Genomic DNA, 17,376 nt, shown 5'->3' with positions numbered 1-17,376 from the left:
CGCTGTAATGAAAATATTCAACAATATCCTTAAGGCGCTGACATTATCTTCTGTTCTGATTGCGGGTCTGGCGCAGGCAGAGATCGCTGTCATCGTCAGTGCCAGTAATGCCAATGGCAATCTGGATCAGGACACCATCGCCCGGGTTTTCCTCGGCAAAAGTAAAACCTTCCCGGATGGCAGCCAGGCTGTGCCGGTTGATCAAACCGCCGGCTCCGATAGTCGCGAAGCGTTCAGCAGCACAGTATTAGGCAAAAGTTCCAGCCAGTTAAAAGCTTACTGGTCGCGGCTGATTTTTACCGGCAAAGGCACACCACCCAAAGAATCCGGTGATGATGCAGCGGTCAAAAACCTGGTGGCCAACAACCCGAATCTGATTGGTTACGTCGACAGTGCTGTTGTCGATGGATCCGTCAAAGTGGTTTATAAGTTCTGATCTGACTCATTTCAGATCTCCTGCAGCACTCCGGTATTTCTCTGCCGCCCGGCAGAGAAATACTTTTTCTTCAGCCTTCCGTGAATTCCAACCGATATACCTTCAGGAACGGCGATAACGCCGGTTTTCCGGTGTATGTTGTTGTTGCAATTCCACCAGTCGCTCTAGCACCCCGAGAATCACTGAATAATCCTGCCCTGTGTCCAGCCAGGACAGTGCCGCTACCCCGGCTTCAATGGTCGATAAACCATCCTCACGGGGTGATTTACGAATGGCATAGCGACTGACAGATTGCGGAGCCAGACGCACAAACGGCAATTCCCGTAACCAGGGATTAAGGTGCAACAGCCGTCGTACTTTTTTCCAGGTACCATCCAGCAGCAACAGTTTGGTTACTTTATGACGGCTCGCCACTGAAACCGGTTGCCCCGCCTCCAGTGGATATAACAAGGCACAATGTGCCGGTTCCGTCGCTGCAAAAATCTGCTCATAACTGAACCGTTCACCTACCAGTAACTGACTGTTAGGCAGGCTTTTATGTAATAAGGGGGCAGTCGACAACTTGTGTTTTGCTTCCGTAGGGTCCTGCCAGATAATCAATTCAATATCCGCATGAACCGCTACCAGCGCCTGACACAAACACACCCGCTGCGGCCTGCCACATCCCTGGCACAGCACACGTTTTGGCGAACCCGCTGGCATATTATTTGGCAGCTTTCAGCAATGGTTTAAGAAAATGCCCGGTGTGTGACGATTTTTCTTTTACTACCTGCTCCGGTGTACCTTCAGCAATAATATAACCTCCTTTGGAGCCCCCCTCCGGACCGAGGTCAACTATCCAGTCAGCGGTTTTAATAACATCCAGATTATGCTCGATCACCACAATGGTATTACCGTGATCGCGCAGCCGGTGCAACACCGCCAGCAGCTGTTCAATATCATGGAAATGTAATCCGGTGGTGGGTTCATCCAGAATATACAGCGTTGAACCGGTATCACGTTTGGATAATTCTTTCGCCAGTTTTACCCGCTGAGCTTCGCCACCGGATAACGTTGTGGCCGCCTGCCCTAACTTAATGTAGCTCAGGCCAACGTCCATTAAGGTCTGTAATTTACGCGCCACCGCCGGAATGGCATCAAAAAATGTGCGCGCATCTTCCACCGTCATTTCCAGCACTTCGTGAATATTTTTACCCTTGTAACGAATATCCAGTGTTTCACGGTTATAACGTTTGCCCTTACACACATCGCAGGGAACATAAATATCGGCCAGGAAATGCATCTCGACCTTAATCACACCATCGCCCTGACAGGCTTCACAACGTCCTCCTTTCACATTAAAAGAAAAACGCCCGGCCTTATAACCCCGTGAACGGGCTTCCTGAGTACCGGCAAAGAGTTCCCGCACCGGCGTAAAAATACCTGTGTATGTGGCCGGATTAGAACGAGGGGTACGACCAATCGGACTCTGGTCAATATCCACCACCTTATCCAGCTGCTTTAACCCTTCGATGGTGTCGTGTTCCGCTGCTTTTAATGTCGTGGCGCCGTTCAGTGCAGTAGCGGCTAGCGGGTATAAGGTACGGTTAATCAGAGTCGATTTTCCGGAACCGGAAACACCGGTCACACAGGTCATTAAACCTAACGGAATTGTCAGATCGACATCGTTGAGATTATTGCCTTTGGCACCGGTTAAGGTCAGTACCCTGGCGGCATCATAGGGAGTCCGCTGCGGCGGTACGGCAATCGCTTTTTTACCGGATAAATACTGGCCGGTAACCGACGCTTTATTTTTAATCACCTGGTTCGGTGTGCCCTGAGCAATCACCTGACCACCATGAACCCCCGCCCCCGGGCCAATATCAATCAGATGATCGGCACTGCGGATCGCGTCTTCATCGTGTTCGACCACAATGACGGTATTGCCCAGGTCGCGCAGGTGAAACAGGGTTTTTAATAAACGGTCGTTATCGCGCTGATGTAAACCGATCGACGGTTCATCAAGGATATACATCACCCCTACCAGCCCGGCACCAATCTGAGACGCCAGCCGGATCCGCTGTGCCTCACCACCGGATAACGTGTCGGAGCTTCGGTTTAATGTCAGATATTCCAGCCCGACGTTCACCAGAAACTGTAGCCGCTCACGGATTTCTTTGAGGATTTTTTCGGCAATTTCACCGCGGTGGCCATCCAGATGCAGAGCGCTGAAATATTCGTGTGCTTCTTCCACCGGCATCGCGGTACAGGCGTGAATGGTTTTTTCCCCGACAAACACGTTTCGTGCCTCGGTCCGCAGTCGCGAACCATCACATGCCGGACAAGGCTGTACACTGAGATATTTGGATAACTCTTCACGCACCATCTGTGAATCCGTTTCCCGGTAGCGACGCTCCAGATTCGGCAACACCCCTTCAAACGGATGCTCCTTAAAAATCTGATCACCACGGGAGTTCACATAGCTGAACCGCACAGAATCATCGCCAGATCCCTGCAGCAATATTTTCTGGTATTTTTTTGCCAGTTTGCTGAAGGGTTTATCAATATCAAAACCATAATGCTCAGCAACCGAGCTGATCATCTGAAAATAATACACACTGCGGCGGTCCCAGCCACGAATGGCTCCTTCAGCAATGGTCAGGGTTTCGTCCAGCACTACCAGTTGTGGATCAAAATATTGTTTAACCCCTAAGCCATCACAGCTCTGACAGGCACCGGCCGGGTTATTAAAGGAGAACAGCCGCGGTTCCAGCTCCGATAAACTATAACCACAATGCGGACAGGAAAACTGTGAAGAAAACAACAGCGGCTCAGCGCGGTCATCTTCCATAGACGCCACCAGCGCCAGACCACCACTGAGTTCGATACAGGTTTCCAGTGATTCCGATAAACGTTGCTCAATGCCTTCTTTCACTTTGAAGCGGTCCACCACCACTTCAATGCTGTGTTTTTTACGTTTATCCAGTTCCGGGACATCGTCCAGGTCACATACCAGGCCATCAATACGCACCCGGATAAACCCCTGGGAACGCAAACTGTCAAACACGTGCAGGTGCTCACCTTTGCGGTCACGGATCACCGGCGCCAGAATCATGTATTTGCCATCAAGCGGCAGATCCATCACCGAGTCCACCATCTGGCTGATGGTTTGTGCTTCCAGCGGCACATCATGATCAGGGCAACGCGGGGTACCAACCCGGGCAAATAACAAACGCAGGTAGTCGTAAATTTCCGTCACCGTACCCACGGTGGAGCGTGGGTTATGGGAGGTGGATTTCTGCTCAATCGAAATCGCCGGTGACAAACCTTCGATCAGGTCGACATCGGGCTTTTCCATCATAGATAAGAACTGGCGGGCGTAGGTCGATAAGGATTCGACATAACGCCGCTGCCCTTCTGCGTACAGGGTATCAAATGCCAGGGAGGATTTACCGGAACCGCTTAATCCGGTAATAACGATCAGTTTGTCGCGCGGAATATCGAGGTCGACATTCCTGAGGTTATGGGTGCGGGCACCCCGTACCTGAATCTTATCCATAGATGGCTGTCACTGCTGGTTAAAACAAAGTCCGCCATTGTATGCTAACTATCAGGCAGTATCAGCAGCCTGGCCGGGTTTATTCCGCCATCTCGTGCAACAACTCGTCCATATTTTCCTGCGCCCAGTTCACCGCCTGAATACGGTTGCTGGCACCAATCTTTTTAAACAGGTTATAAATATGAGTTTTTACTGTATGCATGCTGACACTCAGCTGTTCGGCTATTTCAGTGTTGGTCGCGCCGGTCGCGGTCAGTTTCAGAATCTGTTTTTCTCGCTTGGTCAGCAATGCGGCATGAGCTGACATACGGCGTGGTTTATGGCGGGTACGCTCCAGATATTGTGCCATCAGCGGCCGCGGCAACCAGTAATCACCGTTAAACATGCCCAGAATGCCTTTACTCAGCTGCTGCTGGGATGAATCCCGGTAAAACAGGCCATTCACCATCGGCCAGACAATCATCCGCTCCATCGCATGTCCCTGGGGCGTATTAAAGAAGGCCACCATAATATCCATCGGCTGCTCATAAATGGTTTCCAGCAGCTCCTGAATTTTTTCCGGCCGGGCACACTCAGCGTCGATCAGCGCCAGGGTTTTGCACGGATAGCTGCTCCAGTCATCACGCCACTGGGTCTGATTGACCAGCTGACAGTCGATATTGGTGCGCTGATGGATAAAGCCGATAAGAATTGAGTTCTGCAGGTTTTGCTGACCAAACAGAATGATGCGACGTCCGGGAAGGGTATTGGTCTTTTCCATAAGAAGACTCCTTGTAATGTTTATCCGTTAACCAAATGTCTGCCGACACAACTGCTCCATGCCCCTGATCAATCCGAATCAGGTCAAATCAGTGTACGCAATCTGCAACAAAATGCTATATGTCCGGAAAAATTTTTTCATACTTTGGAATCAGGATGGTCAGAAACTGACCATCACCCGGCCACGTCGCATAAGGCGGGTCGGCAATTGCATCCGGCTCTAATCAAATGCGGTCCGAGCTGCTAAACTGACGCCCCTTTTTTTCGAGCACAGCTGGATTACTGATTTGACTAGCAAGGCAGTACTGTCGACCACTGAACAACGAGCCGTGATCTCACTGGCCTCGCTGTACGCGCTGCGTATGCTTGGCCTGTTTATGGTGTTACCGGTGATGATGCTGGACGGCCAGCAGCTGGCCGGCGCCACGCCGGAACTGCTGGGTCTGGCAATGGGTGTTTATGGCCTGACACAGGCGCTGCTGCAGATTCCTGCCGGCAGCCTGTCCGACCGTATCGGCCGTAAGCCGGTGATTGTGGCCGGGCTATTAATTTTTGCTCTGGGCAGTGCGATTGCCGCCAGCGCCGAATCCGTTTATGGCGTGATTCTAGGTCGTGCATTACAGGGGGGAGGTGCTATCGCCAGCGCTATCATGGCTCTGGTAACCGACCTCACCCGTGAAGAAAACCGGATGAAAGCCATGGCTTCCATCGGTGCCAGTATCGGTCTGTCCTTTTCGCTGGCGCTGGTGCTGGGCCCCTGGCTGGCCGGGATCGGCGGGCTGAACGCCATTTTCACCCTGACTGCAATACTGGCGCTGGCCGGCGTTGTGGTCACCCTGCTGCTGATTCCCAACCCGGCCCCTCTGCCTCATCGCGACTCCAGAGCGGTATTAAGCGAGGTACGGCAACAACTGGGCAACCGCACCTTATGGCCGCTGAACAGCGGCATCTTTATCCTGCACGCGGTGATGGTCGCCATTTTTGTTGCCATTCCGCTGCAACTGCAACAACAGGGAGTGATGGCAGATCAGCACAGCTGGGTGTACCTGCCGGTATTGTTGGCTGCGTTTGTGCTAATGGTGCCCTTTATTATCGTGGCGGAAAAACGCCGCAAAATGAAAAGTGTGGTACTGACGGGGGCCGTGGTGATCGCCACAGCTCTGTTATTGATGGCATTAGCCAGCACTCTGTGGCAATGGGTACTGCTGCTGTTACTGTACTTCTGGGGCTTCAATCTGATGGAAGCCAGCCTGCCATCCTGGCTCAGCAAGGTGGCACCGGCGGGTGCGAAAGGCAGTGCCATGGGCATTTATTCCAGTATGCAGTTTCTCGGCGCCTTTGTTGGCGGCAGTATCGGGGGCTGGTTACTGGCGCAATACGGCAGTGCGTCATTATTTGTCGCGCTGGGGCTGTTAATGGTATTTTGGGCGTTTATTATCTGGCGCACTAAGGCGCCGCAACACCTGACCAGCGTCCGTCTGGCCATTCGTCAATGCAGCGACCAGCAGCTGCAGCAACTGATGGCATTACCCGGGGTGTCGGAGGTCAGTCCGCTGGCCAGTGAAGGCGCCATTTATTTAAAAGTCAGTGCTGATGCCTTTGATATGCAACAGGCAACAGCCATCGTGAATTCTGCAAACGGAGAACAACATGGGTCGCAGCGTTAATAAAGTGACACTCATCGGTACTCTGGGTCGTGACCCTGAAGTTCGTTTTATGCCCAACGGCAACGCCGTAGCCAACCTGTCACTGGCTACCGACGAAAGCTACAACGATAAACAGACCGGCCAGAAGGTTGAACAAACCGAATGGCACCGCATTACTGTCTACGGCAAACTGGCCGAAATTGTGCAGCAGTACCTGAAAAAGGGCAGCAAAGCCTACTTCGAAGGAAAGCTGCGTACCCGTGAATGGGAAAAAGACGGCATCAAACGTTACACCACCGAGATCATTGCTAACGATATGATGATGCTCGACAGCCGTGGCGATAACATGGGCTCAGCGCAAAGTTACCAGTCACCATCACAAATGATGGGACAAAATAATGCGCCGATGGCAGGCATGGGTCAGATGGGGGCAGCACAACAGGGCTATCAGCAGCCTGCTCCGCAGCAACAGGCTCCTCAACAGCAACAGGCGCCACAGCAGCAACAGGCGCCTCAGCAGCCGATGGCTGCTCCGGGTGGCTACCAGCAGGCACCGCAGCAACAGCCACAACAGGGTGGCTATCAGCAACAGCAACCGCCGCAACAACAACCACCGCAACAACAGCAGCCAGCGCCTCAGCCAAGCAATAGCTTCGACGATTTCGACGACGACATTCCGTTCTGAGTCACCGCGTCTTTCGCATCACAATGCCACGCTCTGCCTCCCCCCATCCTGGTGGGGGTGGAGCAGCAACAACCACCGACCCCAATAATTATTTCTACGGTGATGCCGCATGAATACCTGGCTCCTGCTGGCCCAGCAGCAAATCAGTAAACCGTTTTACAGCCGCTCCGGCTCTCTCAGCATCCTGTTATGCCTGCTGATCTGGCTATTGCTGTTGTGGTATCCGGTACGAAAAAGTGCCGCTGCTCTGCAGAATACCGGCCATACCGCCGGTATTCTGAATATGTTCGGACTGGAAAATCTCAGTTATTGGGCCGTGCCGGAACTCGGAGCTTATTGGGCGCTGGCGCTGTATCTGGTGCCGCTGTTTACCTTATTTATTGCCGCCGATCTGTTTATCAGCGACCGCCAACGTGGCAGCTTGCGGTTTTTATTATTGCGCTGCAGCCGGCTGCAGCTGTTATCCGGACGGGTTACAGGTCAGCTGGCGGTTCAGGCCGGGCTGATTTTATTTTCCCTCCTGGGAGCGACCCTGCTGGCCGCAGTGCGACTCGATAATCCTCTGATCATCGCACAACAACTGCTGCTGGTAATGCTCTGCTGGCTACAGCTGCTGATTGTTGTCCTGCCCTTTATCTTACTAATGGCGTTGCTGTCATTGCGTCTGAACAAGGTTTTTAATGCCGTGTTTATTGCCGCGTTGCTGTTTTTGCTGGGCGATAACCTGCTGCACTGGCTGAACCAGCTGTTACCCGGTGCCGCTTATCTGGCCTACCTGATTCCCGGCAACCAGTTATCTGACATGCTGAATCAGATGCCACAACAAAGCTGGTCGTTGCTGCTCTGGCCTGTTCTGCAGAGTCTGGTGCTGGGCGGCGGCTGCTGGCTGACATTACGGAGGCAAACACTGTGACTGCATTAATCGAATGCCAGCAACTGAGCAAACGTTTTGCTGCCCAGACCGCGCTCGACCAGCTCAGCTTCGAATTGCACAGCCAGCAACCGGTGGCCCTGATCGGTCCTAATGGCGCCGGTAAAAGCACGCTGTTCAGTATTATTTGTGGTTACCAGTTCGCTGACAGCGGCACGATCCGGGTCATGGGACACGCTCCCGGCTCGGCCGCATTGCGTGGTCAGATTGGCGCATTACCGCAGGATGCGTTGTTCGACCCTGATCTGGCGTTATTGCAGCAGCTGCAATTTCTGGCGCGCTTACAGGGCTTCAGCCGGGCTCCGGCATTAACCGAAGCACAGCGGGTATGCGAGCTGATGGGACTGGCCGATAAGCATAAGGTTTTACCATCGCAGCTCAGCCATGGTATGAAAAAACGCCTCAGTATCGCCCAGGCACTGATTGGCTCACCCAAACTGGTGTTACTGGACGAACCCACCGCCGGACTGGACCCGGAAAATGCCCTGAACATCCGCCGTTGTATCGAACAGCTGGCCGATGACACCCGCTTTATTATCAGCTCGCACAACCTCAGCGAACTGGAAAAGCTCTGTTCTCAGGTGTTATTTCTTAATCAGGGACGGTTACAACTGCAGCAGAACCTGCAGCAACAACACAGCAACCTGCTGACTTTACAGTTGTGGCAAAGTCACGCTCAGCTACCCGATGCCATCCGTCAGCTGAGCGGCGTCCGTCAGGTGAAACAGCAACGGGAGCAACTGCAGATCGATTACGACCAGCAGCACAATCCGGCACTCGACCAGCAGCTGTTACAGCTGTTGGCCAGACTGGACATCCGCTACCGCCAGCTCAGTCATGGTCAGTCGCTGGAACAGCAGTTATTCGACCTCGGTTGATACCTGAATCAGCTCAGCCAGTGATGCTTCCAGCCGGTCACCGCTGTGTAACGGGCCCACGCCCGCCGGAGTTCCGGTTAACACCAGATCGCCCGGCTCCAGTGTGAACACCGAGCTGATATGCGCCAACAGTGGCAACACCGGAAACAACATATCGCGGCTGTTACCATCCTGCTGCAGCTCACCATTACGCACCAGCTTCAGCGACAGGTTGTGCCAGTCCGTTATCTGATCAGCACTGACCATAGCAGACAACGGACAGGAGCCATCAAAGGCTTTGGCCCGTTCCCACGGGTGGCCTTTTTGTTTCAGCTGATCCTGCACATCGCGCAGCGTGAGGTCCAGCCCCAGGCCAACACCGGCAATGGCCGCACGGCAGTCTTCTTCGCTGGCGTTATGCAATGATTCATTGATCAGGATGGCAATTTCCAGCTCATGGTGCACACTGCCCTGATGCTGTGGAATACGTAGCGGCAATGCCATGTCCACCAGCGCCGATGCCGGCTTCATAAACAGGATAGGTTGTGATGGGATGGGGTTATTCAGCTCTTTGGCATGGGCGGCATAATTACGCCCGACACACACAACTTTGCCGATTTGCATCTCGGCGATATGACCATTAATTCTGGGGAAAAACATAACAGACCTCGTATCACAGAGGCCCCAGTATAACGTTAATGGTTGCGGATGAGTTCACTCAGCTCGCGGTTCACTGCTTCCGGACTGAGATTAAACTCCAGCAAGCGGCGCAGACTGGTCATACTGTCGAGATCCATCGAATCACAGGCACAACCCACCACATCGTCGTCGATATGGACCACGGAACACTGCATGGCAATGGTTTGTTCGGCGGATAACTCCAGCAAAATATCGATCTGTTGCTCCAGATGCCAGTTAACCCCTTCCGGCAGCACCAGCAAAATGCCACGCAGACTGATATCCAGGCAATGAGTTTCCAGCGTCTGAGCGGCCACAGTGACCTGCACCCGGTTGAAAAAATGGACGCGCTGAAAGTGGCGTTGCTCCATGAATGAGAACTCTTGGCTGATACTTATGACTTAGGTTTAGCTGATTCAGGGGATTTAGCAAACGACTGTTATCTGATAGCTGGGATAAATGATAGGAATTAAGGGTTATTAACGGCCGGAAGAGTTGCTTGCTTTTTAAAGCAACAACCTGGCCTTGCAGCAGAATCGCCAGCACAGGGATGTGCCGGCGATTCTGCTGACTGCCAAGGCGACTGAAAGTTAAGCCAGACGCTTATATTTCATCCGCTTTGGCTGCGCATCATTTCCCAGACGCTTCTTACGGTCTTCTTCATATTCACTGTAGTTACCTTCAAAGAAGGTCACCTTAGAATCGCCTTCGTAGGCCAGAATGTGGGTAGCGATACGATCCAGGAACCAGCGATCGTGAGACACCACCATCACCGCACCCGGGAAAGCATCAATCGCTTCTTCCAGCGCCCGCAGGGTTTCGACGTCCAGGTCGTTGGACGGTTCATCGAGCAGCAACACGTTTGCACCCTGTTTCAGGGTATACGCCAGCTGCAGACGGCCACGTTCACCCCCCGACAGATCACCGACGCGCTTCTGCTGATCGCCACCTTTAAAGTTAAAGCGGCCAATATACGAACGGCTTGGATATTCTTTGCCATTGATGTTCAGCATATCCATACCATCTGAGATGGCTTCCCATACGGTTTTGCTGTCATCCAGTTCATCCCGCAACTGCTCGACAAACGCCAGCTTAACCGTTTCACCCAGCACCACTTCACCGCCATCCGGGGTTTCACTGCCGTTAATCATCCGGAACAGGGTCGACTTACCAGCACCGTTACCACCGACAATACCAACAATGGCGCCGGCCGGAACGCTAAAACTGAGATCATCGATCAGCATCCGGTCGCCAAACGATTTGCTGACGTTATGGAACTCAATCACCTTGTCACCCAGGCGCGGACCCGGTGGAATATAGATTTCGTTGGTTTCGTTACGTGCCTGGAACTCGCGCGAGTTCATTTCTTCGAAACGGGCCAAACGTGCTTTGCTTTTCGCCTGACGACCTTTGGCGCCCTTACGCACCCACTCCAGCTCGTGTTTGATGGCTTTGGCGTGCGCATCTTCTTCTTTCTTTTCCTGCTCTAAGCGTTTTTCTTTCGCTTCCAGCCAGGTGGTGTAATTGCCCTGATACGGAATACCGTGGCCACGATCCAGCTCCAGAATCCACTCCGCACAGTTATCGAGGAAATAACGGTCGTGGGTAATCGCCACCACAGTACCCGGGTATTCTTCCAGGAACTTCTCCAGCCAGCCAACCGACTCCGCATCCAGATGGTTGGTCGGTTCGTCGAGCAACAACATATCCGGCTTCGACATCAACAAACGGCACAAGGCCACCCGGCGACGTTCACCACCAGACAATTTGCTAACATCGGCATCCCAGGGTGGCAGTCGCAACGCATCCGCAGCAATTTCCATCTGACGGTCGACATCATGACCACCGGCGGTTTCGATAATCGCTTCCAGCCGCCCCTGCTTTTTCGCCAGCGCATCGAAATCGGCATCCGGCTCAGCGTAGGCCGCATAGACCGCATCCAGTTCGGCTTTGGCATTCATCAGTTCCGCCAGACCGTCTTCGACGTTGCCTTTAACGTCTTTATCCGGATCCAGCTCCGGCTCCTGCGGCAGGTAACCGATATTCAGATCCGGCTGTGGCCGGGCTTCACCAATAAAGTCGCTATCGACACCCGCCATAATGCGCAACAGTGTGGATTTACCCGCGCCATTCAGGCCGAGCACACCAATTTTGGCACCGGGGAAAAAAGACAGCGAAATATCGCGCAGAATCTGACGCTTAGGCGGCACAATTTTGCCTAAGCGGTTCATGGTAAATACGTATTGAGCCATGCCCACCTACCTGTAAAAGAATATCGCCGGTATGGTATCAGGCCTGCCAGGGGAAAACAGCCAGTCAACGGCAAAGCAGGTAAAAGTAAAGCTGTTCAAACTTACGTCAGCATCACCACACAATAGTGCCCGACGTGTAATATTGGATGCAGACAGCTATCAGACCTGGTCAATCACCGATTGTCCGCCCCGCTGACAGCCACCAATGCCTGAAAGGCCGTCTATACTTGGGGGATATATTTATAATTAAGACCCGGTATTAATGGATTTTTATTCGTCTAACAGTTCCAGTCCTGAGCCGCAGGAACGCTCCCGTACACGCCTTAATCTGTCACTGTTTCTGCTCAGTTTTGTTTTTCTGGTGTTTGTACTGTTTCACAATGCATACCAGCAATGGCAACAGGATCAGGCACGATTTACGGAAACAGTTACCACTACGGTGAAAAACTACAGTGAGCAGGTCAACCTGCTGGCACAGGCCGGCCTGCACGCCAACCAGACCTTTGCCCGCACCCATGCCGAACGCCTGGGTCGCTATCTGGCAGCCCCGGATGCCGAGGTTGAAGAGCAACTGTGGCAGGATATGACATCGGCGTTTTTTAACCTGACCGGCTTTTTTATTTATTCCCCCAACGGCGAGAAGCTGAATCACCATGGTCAACTGCTGAATGCCGAAGAGCCGGCGGCAATCGGCCATGAAATACTCAGTCAGGGGCCTGACGGAGGAATCTTTTCATTACGTTATGGCAGCCGCGGCGGCTATTACATTTACACCAGCTTTCAGCTGCGCCAGCAGCGTTATGTACTGGTGATCCGGCGCTCATACAGCAAGATGTCGGCCATTGTTTATCAGGGCAATTTTCCCGGCTTTGAGATGGCCATTATCGATCGTCGTAACAACCGTATTTCGATGCGCGAATTCTATTACGCCAATTCAGACTCTGCGCCTGAACTGCTGCCGCAGGAACAACAAAATATCATCACCCGGCAAGCCTTGGCACACACCCCCTGGGATGTGATCGCACTGCCGGAACAACAGGAGCAAAACGAACGTTTGTGGAACCGCCTGAAACAACCGGCACTGGTGCTGCTGATATTCAGCGTACTGGCACTGGTGTTGTGGTTTTATTTACGCGGCAATGAACGTAAAGCCCGGCGGCTGGAAAACATTCGCAGAGAAACAGAAAAACGAGCAGACAAAGCCCTGCTCTCTATCGACGAGGCACTGATTTCAACCGATGAAAAAGGCCTTGTTAACTACACCAACCCAAAAGCCGCCGCGTTAATCCGCGAAAATGGCCTGGGCGAGTTTATTGGCCTTCCCCTCAGTCAGGCCTGGCCGGAGCCAGAAGCGTTATGGAACCGCGGCCTGGACAGTGAAGAGCTGGAGTTATTACATGAAAATGGCCGTAAACTCAGCGCCCGTGTCGGTGACGAGGAACGGATTTTCGAACAAAGTTATAACCCGTTATACAACGGTCGTCAGATTGAAGGCATCGTCTGGTTATTACGCGATGTCACCGAAGCCGAACAGGCCACCCGGGCGTTATCTGAGAGTCGCTCACGTTACAAAGCCTTGTTTGAAGAAGCCGGCGTCGCCCACTGCCTGATTGATATGAACCGCTATCAGGGCGACGTTAAAGACCTGATCATGGTCAGCGCCAACGACGCCGCAGTGCAACTGACCCAGGCCCGGGATCTGCAACATTTATTACGCGATTATCAATCGCTGATCAGCTCCTCATTCGGGGACTTCCGCAAAGCTATTGATCGTGGCCGGAAGCTCAAACTGGACACCACTGAATTCGAATTACAGCTGACCACCTTCCGCGGTGAACATATCGATGTATGGGCCAATTTGTCATTACGCTCCGGTGCCGAAGGCATCGCGCTGATGACGCTGCTCGACATCACTGAACGCAATCGTATTGCTGAAGAAACCCGTGAGCGCGAAGCGTTCTGGGGCAAGGTCATGAAAGCCATGCCCGATCTGGTATATGTGTTACGTCCGACCGATCAGCAACCGGAGCTGATTTTCCACAATCGCTCGCTGGCTGACTTTCTCGGCTATTCCTATCACCCGCAAACCAGTGAAGACTGGCTCTCGTTATCCCATCCGGAAGATGCCAGCTGGTTGAAAAGCCATGGCAGCCAGTTGACGAATCTGCTGGAGGATGAAACCGGGGAATTTACTGCTCGTTTTATCCATGCCAACGGCAGCGTGCATATTATTAATTTTACGTACACCAGTTTTGCCCGGAACCAGAACGGCGACGTCGAAAGTATTGTCGGCACAGCACGGGATGTGACCGGCGATATTGAGAAACAGGAGCAGATTGTTGAAAGTGAGCGCCGCTACCGTTTATTAGCCGAAAATATCACCGATGTGATCTGGGCCACGGATGCCCAACTGAATTTTAATTTCGTCAGCTCTTCGGTGGAAAAAACCCTCGGTTATAAGCCGGATGAATTACTCAATAAAGGCCTGTTAACCGTTTTCCGCGATAACGATTTGCGCCGTTTAATGAAAACCCTGCGCCAGCATATCAATATCGCGTTACGCCGCCCGACTGGCCTGCCACAGAAAAACATCGTGATTCGTCAGGACCTGATTGCCACGGCCAAAGCAGGCAACATCATTACCATGGAGATTCAGGCCAGCTTATTGTGGAATGATCAGGGAGAGTTGCAGGGTATTTCCGGTATTTCCCGTGATGTGACCGAAGCCCGCCAGCTGGAACAGGAACTGCAGCTGGCAGCCGAGGTTTTTGAAAATTCCAACGAAGCCATCCTGATCACCGATCGTTCGATGAACATCGCCAGTACCAACAAAGCGTTTCAGGCCATTACCGGTTACGACCCTCAGAATGTGATTGGCCATACGCCGGACTTTCTCATTTCTCCCGAGCGTCACGACATCAGTTTCTTTGAAGAAATCGGAGAGGCTCTGGTGATCGACGGTTATTGGCAGGGAGAGATCTTTTATCAGCGGGCAGATGGCGACGTCCGCACCGGCTGGGCCGGGGTCAGTGCCATTCGCGATGAACACCGGGAAGTACAGAGTCTGATTATTATTATGTCAGATATTACCGAACGGAAAGCCATCGAAGAGCGTATCCACAAACTGGCCTATTACGATCCGTTAACCGGATTGCCTAACCGCAGTCAGCTGCATGAACAACTGGACGTGCTGGTCGCCCAGGCACGCCACAAAGATGAATCCGTAGCGCTGTTATTTATCGACCTGGATCGTTTTAAACCAATTAATGATTCCATGGGACACCCGGCCGGCGATCAGGTCCTGAAACAGGTGTCTGAACGATTAATGCAGTGCGTGAAAAAACACGATCTGGTATGCCGTATCGGCGGCGATGAATTTACCGTAGCACTGGGCCATCAGAAAAACGGCGACAGTGCTGCCGATACCGCCGTTAAAGTGGGTGAACGTATTTTACACGCCATCAACCAGCCCTTTAAGCTCGGCCAGCGCGAAGTGTTTATCAGCGCCAGTATCGGTATTTCCATTTTCCCCCACGACGGCGACAGTGTGATTGAGCTGTTAAAAAATTCCGATATGGCGATGTATCACGCCAAAGAACTGGGGCGTGATAACGTACAGTTCTTCGATCAGAAGATGAACCAGAAAGCGGTTGAATTACTGGAGCTGGAAAACGATTTACGCCATGCCTTAGCGCGTGACGAGCTGGAACTTTACTTCCAGCCACAATATCAGTCGGCAACCGCACAGGTAGTTGGTGTCGAAGCGTTATTACGCTGGAATCATGCCCGTAAAGGCCAGATTTCTCCCGGACTGTTTATCCCGATCATTGAAGATACCGGCCTGATTATTCCGATTGGCCGCTGGGTACTGGAGCAGGCCTGTCTGAAATTTGCTGACTGGAAAAAACAAGGCAGCCAGCTGCAACGCGTTGCTGTCAATGTGTCGGCCCGGCAGTTTAAGCAATACGATTTTATTCAGGAAGTGGAACACGCCATTCAGCAGGCAGGGATCGAACCACAACAACTGGAACTGGAACTGACAGAAAGTATCCTGATTGACGATCTGGAACTGACGCTGGAAGTGTTAACCGCACTGCGCAATGTCGGGGTACGTACTGCGATTGATGATTTTGGAACCGGCTATTCATCACTTAATTACCTGAAACAGTTTACCGTCGATACATTAAAAATTGATCAGAGTTTTATTCGCAACCTGCCGGATAATACCGACGATGCACAAATTACCCGAACCATTATCGCCATGGCCCACAATCTGAGGCTAGGGGTTATCGCCGAAGGGGTGGAAACGGTGGAGCAACTGGGCTTTTTACAGGACGCTGAGTGTGAAGAAGTTCAGGGATTTTTATTCAGCAAGCCACTGCCTGAAAGTGAATTATTGCACTGCCTGAATACGGATCAGAGTGCATCAGAGGTCACTCAGGATGATGAATAACGGACTGCCCGCCAGTGCCTTGTTAGCACTCGCTGCTGCCAGCCAGAGCCAGGCGTTAAGTGCGCCGGATGATAACGAAATCCGGTATCGCATCAGTCATTATCAGCAGCGGGATTTTCCCGCAAACCGGGTCAGTTCAGGTTCAACCCAGGCCTATCAGATTGATATTCAGCAACTCGGCTGGCGGCAGAAACTGGCCGACAACTGGGTCTTAACCGGCGCCGCCAGCTATGAAAGCATGAGTGGTGCATCCCCACTGCAAACCTTCAGCAACAGCAGTGGCCAGAGTCAGGTGATTATGAGCGGCGCCAGCATTGAAGAGCAGCGCCGCGACTTCCGCCTCAGCAGTGAACATTATTTTTCCCGGGGATTATTGGCAGCGGGTTATTACCAGTCAGACGAAAACGATTACCAGGCCAAAGCCGGTAACCTGCGCGCCGAACTGGAACTGAATTCGGCATTAACCACACTGGCCGCTTCTTATGCCTATTCACGCGACCGGCTGAATCCGAGTGAGCCACAACTCAGCGTCAAACGGCAGCAGGCTCGTGGTGAAATCAAACAACAAAGTGAAGGTTATATCAGCCTGACTCAGGTATTAAATAAATACGAAGTCGTGCAGCTGAGTATTGGCCGTAAACAAATAAGCGGTTATCTGGACGACCCTTATCGCAATATCGACAGCCGCCCGTCACAACGTCTGGCCACCATCAGTGGCGTCAATTATCGCTTTTATATGAAACCCTGGAGCGGCGCTTACCATCTGGATTACCGTTATTATCAGGATGACTGGCAGGTGCGTTCACACACGCTGAAACTGTCCTGGTTACAGGATATTAACTCTTGGTTGCGCTGGCGTATCGGCACCCGTTATTACCGCCAGCAACAAGCCGGGTTTTATTCGCTGGACGCCACTCAGACCAGTCGCCACCAGACGAACGACGCCCGGTTATCAGCCTATGGCGCGCTGCAATGGTCAACCGGTATTGATCTGACGCTGGCGGCTACCCAGCTGAGTTTTGACTGGCAATCGTATCGCAGCAGCGAAGACTGGGGGCCGGCGGGTGATAACCGGGAAACCCCGACGCTGATTCATTACGACCTCTGGTCTGTCGCCATTCGTTACCGTTATTAGCCACGT

At 52.5% G+C, this 17,376-nt stretch carries 13 protein-coding genes; 7 read left to right on the top strand and 6 right to left on the bottom strand.

Annotated features, from left to right (window positions below; translation table 11 throughout):
- Positions 1-7 precede the first annotated feature (7 nt).
- Positions 8-436: a phosphate ABC transporter substrate-binding protein gene (locus tag ACFOMG_RS01305; RefSeq protein WP_376864296.1), complete on the top strand. Its 429-nt coding sequence runs from the start codon at positions 8-10 to the stop codon at positions 434-436.
- A 102-nt stretch (positions 437-538) separates the two neighbouring features.
- Here ACFOMG_RS01305 and ACFOMG_RS01300 read toward each other — a convergent pair whose 3' ends face one another.
- The 3 genes from ACFOMG_RS01300 to ACFOMG_RS01290 all read right to left on the bottom strand — a co-directional run bounded on the left by ACFOMG_RS01300 (position 539) and on the right by ACFOMG_RS01290 (position 4,734).
- Complete coding sequence (locus ACFOMG_RS01300) at positions 539-1,138, bottom strand: tRNA-uridine aminocarboxypropyltransferase (RefSeq protein WP_376864295.1); 600 nt, start codon at positions 1,136-1,138, stop codon at positions 539-541.
- A 1-nt stretch (position 1,139) separates the two neighbouring features.
- Positions 1,140-3,974: an excinuclease ABC subunit UvrA gene (gene uvrA / locus ACFOMG_RS01295; RefSeq protein ID WP_376864294.1), complete on the bottom strand. Its 2,835-nt coding sequence runs from the start codon at positions 3,972-3,974 to the stop codon at positions 1,140-1,142.
- Positions 3,975-4,053: 79 nt separating this feature from the next.
- On the bottom strand, positions 4,054-4,734 hold the full coding sequence (locus ACFOMG_RS01290; protein ID WP_376864293.1) for a LuxR C-terminal-related transcriptional regulator: 681 nt from the start codon (positions 4,732-4,734) through the stop codon (positions 4,054-4,056).
- Between the two features lie 286 nt (positions 4,735-5,020).
- Here ACFOMG_RS01290 and ACFOMG_RS01285 point away from each other — a divergent pair, with 286 nt between their 5' ends.
- The 4 genes from ACFOMG_RS01285 to ACFOMG_RS01270 all read left to right on the top strand — a co-directional run bounded on the left by ACFOMG_RS01285 (position 5,021) and on the right by ACFOMG_RS01270 (position 8,873).
- Positions 5,021-6,400 (top strand): MFS transporter, encoded by a 1,380-nt coding sequence (locus ACFOMG_RS01285; RefSeq protein ID WP_376864292.1) that lies wholly within the window; start codon positions 5,021-5,023, stop codon positions 6,398-6,400.
- On the top strand, positions 6,384-7,064 hold the full coding sequence (gene ssb, locus ACFOMG_RS01280; RefSeq protein WP_376864291.1) for a single-stranded DNA-binding protein: 681 nt from the start codon (positions 6,384-6,386) through the stop codon (positions 7,062-7,064). Before ACFOMG_RS01285 ends, ssb begins: the two co-directional genes overlap by 17 nt.
- 109 nt (positions 7,065-7,173) lie before the next feature.
- Complete coding sequence (locus ACFOMG_RS01275; RefSeq protein WP_376864290.1) at positions 7,174-7,977, top strand: hypothetical protein; 804 nt, start codon at positions 7,174-7,176, stop codon at positions 7,975-7,977.
- Positions 7,974-8,873, top strand: a complete 900-nt coding sequence (locus ACFOMG_RS01270; protein WP_376864289.1) for an ABC transporter ATP-binding protein — start codon at positions 7,974-7,976, stop codon at positions 8,871-8,873. Before ACFOMG_RS01275 ends, ACFOMG_RS01270 begins: the two co-directional genes overlap by 4 nt.
- On the opposite strand, the gene ACFOMG_RS01265 is transcribed toward ACFOMG_RS01270, so the two are convergent.
- From ACFOMG_RS01265 to ettA, 3 genes are all read right to left on the bottom strand, one after another.
- A complete protein-coding gene (locus ACFOMG_RS01265; RefSeq protein ID WP_376864288.1) occupies positions 8,856-9,512 on the bottom strand; it encodes a fumarylacetoacetate hydrolase family protein in 657 nt (218 codons plus the stop codon). The two genes, ACFOMG_RS01270 and ACFOMG_RS01265, sit on opposite strands and share 18 nt — an antisense overlap.
- Before the next feature lie 35 nt (positions 9,513-9,547).
- Positions 9,548-9,901, bottom strand: coding sequence for a PilZ domain-containing protein (locus tag ACFOMG_RS01260; RefSeq protein ID WP_376864287.1), 354 nt, complete (start codon positions 9,899-9,901; stop codon positions 9,548-9,550).
- Positions 9,902-10,120: 219 nt separating this feature from the next.
- Positions 10,121-11,782, bottom strand: a complete 1,662-nt coding sequence (ettA, locus tag ACFOMG_RS01255) for an energy-dependent translational throttle protein EttA (RefSeq protein WP_376864286.1) — start codon at positions 11,780-11,782, stop codon at positions 10,121-10,123.
- Positions 11,783-12,044: 262 nt separating this feature from the next.
- Here ettA and ACFOMG_RS01250 point away from each other — a divergent pair, with 262 nt between their 5' ends.
- Both ACFOMG_RS01250 and ACFOMG_RS01245 read left to right on the top strand, forming a co-directional pair.
- Positions 12,045-16,235: a sensor domain-containing protein gene (locus ACFOMG_RS01250; RefSeq protein ID WP_376864285.1), complete on the top strand. Its 4,191-nt coding sequence runs from the start codon at positions 12,045-12,047 to the stop codon at positions 16,233-16,235.
- The gene (locus ACFOMG_RS01245) at positions 16,225-17,370 is read left to right on the top strand and encodes a DUF3570 domain-containing protein (RefSeq protein WP_376864284.1); all 1,146 of its coding nucleotides are present in this window, start codon (positions 16,225-16,227) and stop codon (positions 17,368-17,370) included. Before ACFOMG_RS01250 ends, ACFOMG_RS01245 begins: the two co-directional genes overlap by 11 nt.
- Positions 17,371-17,376: the final 6 nt, after the last annotated feature.

The organism is Bacterioplanoides pacificum, from assembly GCF_042648445.1.
GTDB lineage: Bacteria > Pseudomonadota > Gammaproteobacteria > Pseudomonadales > Oceanobacteraceae > Bacterioplanoides > Bacterioplanoides pacificum.
This window is presented reverse-complemented; position numbering and strand designations above follow the sequence as displayed.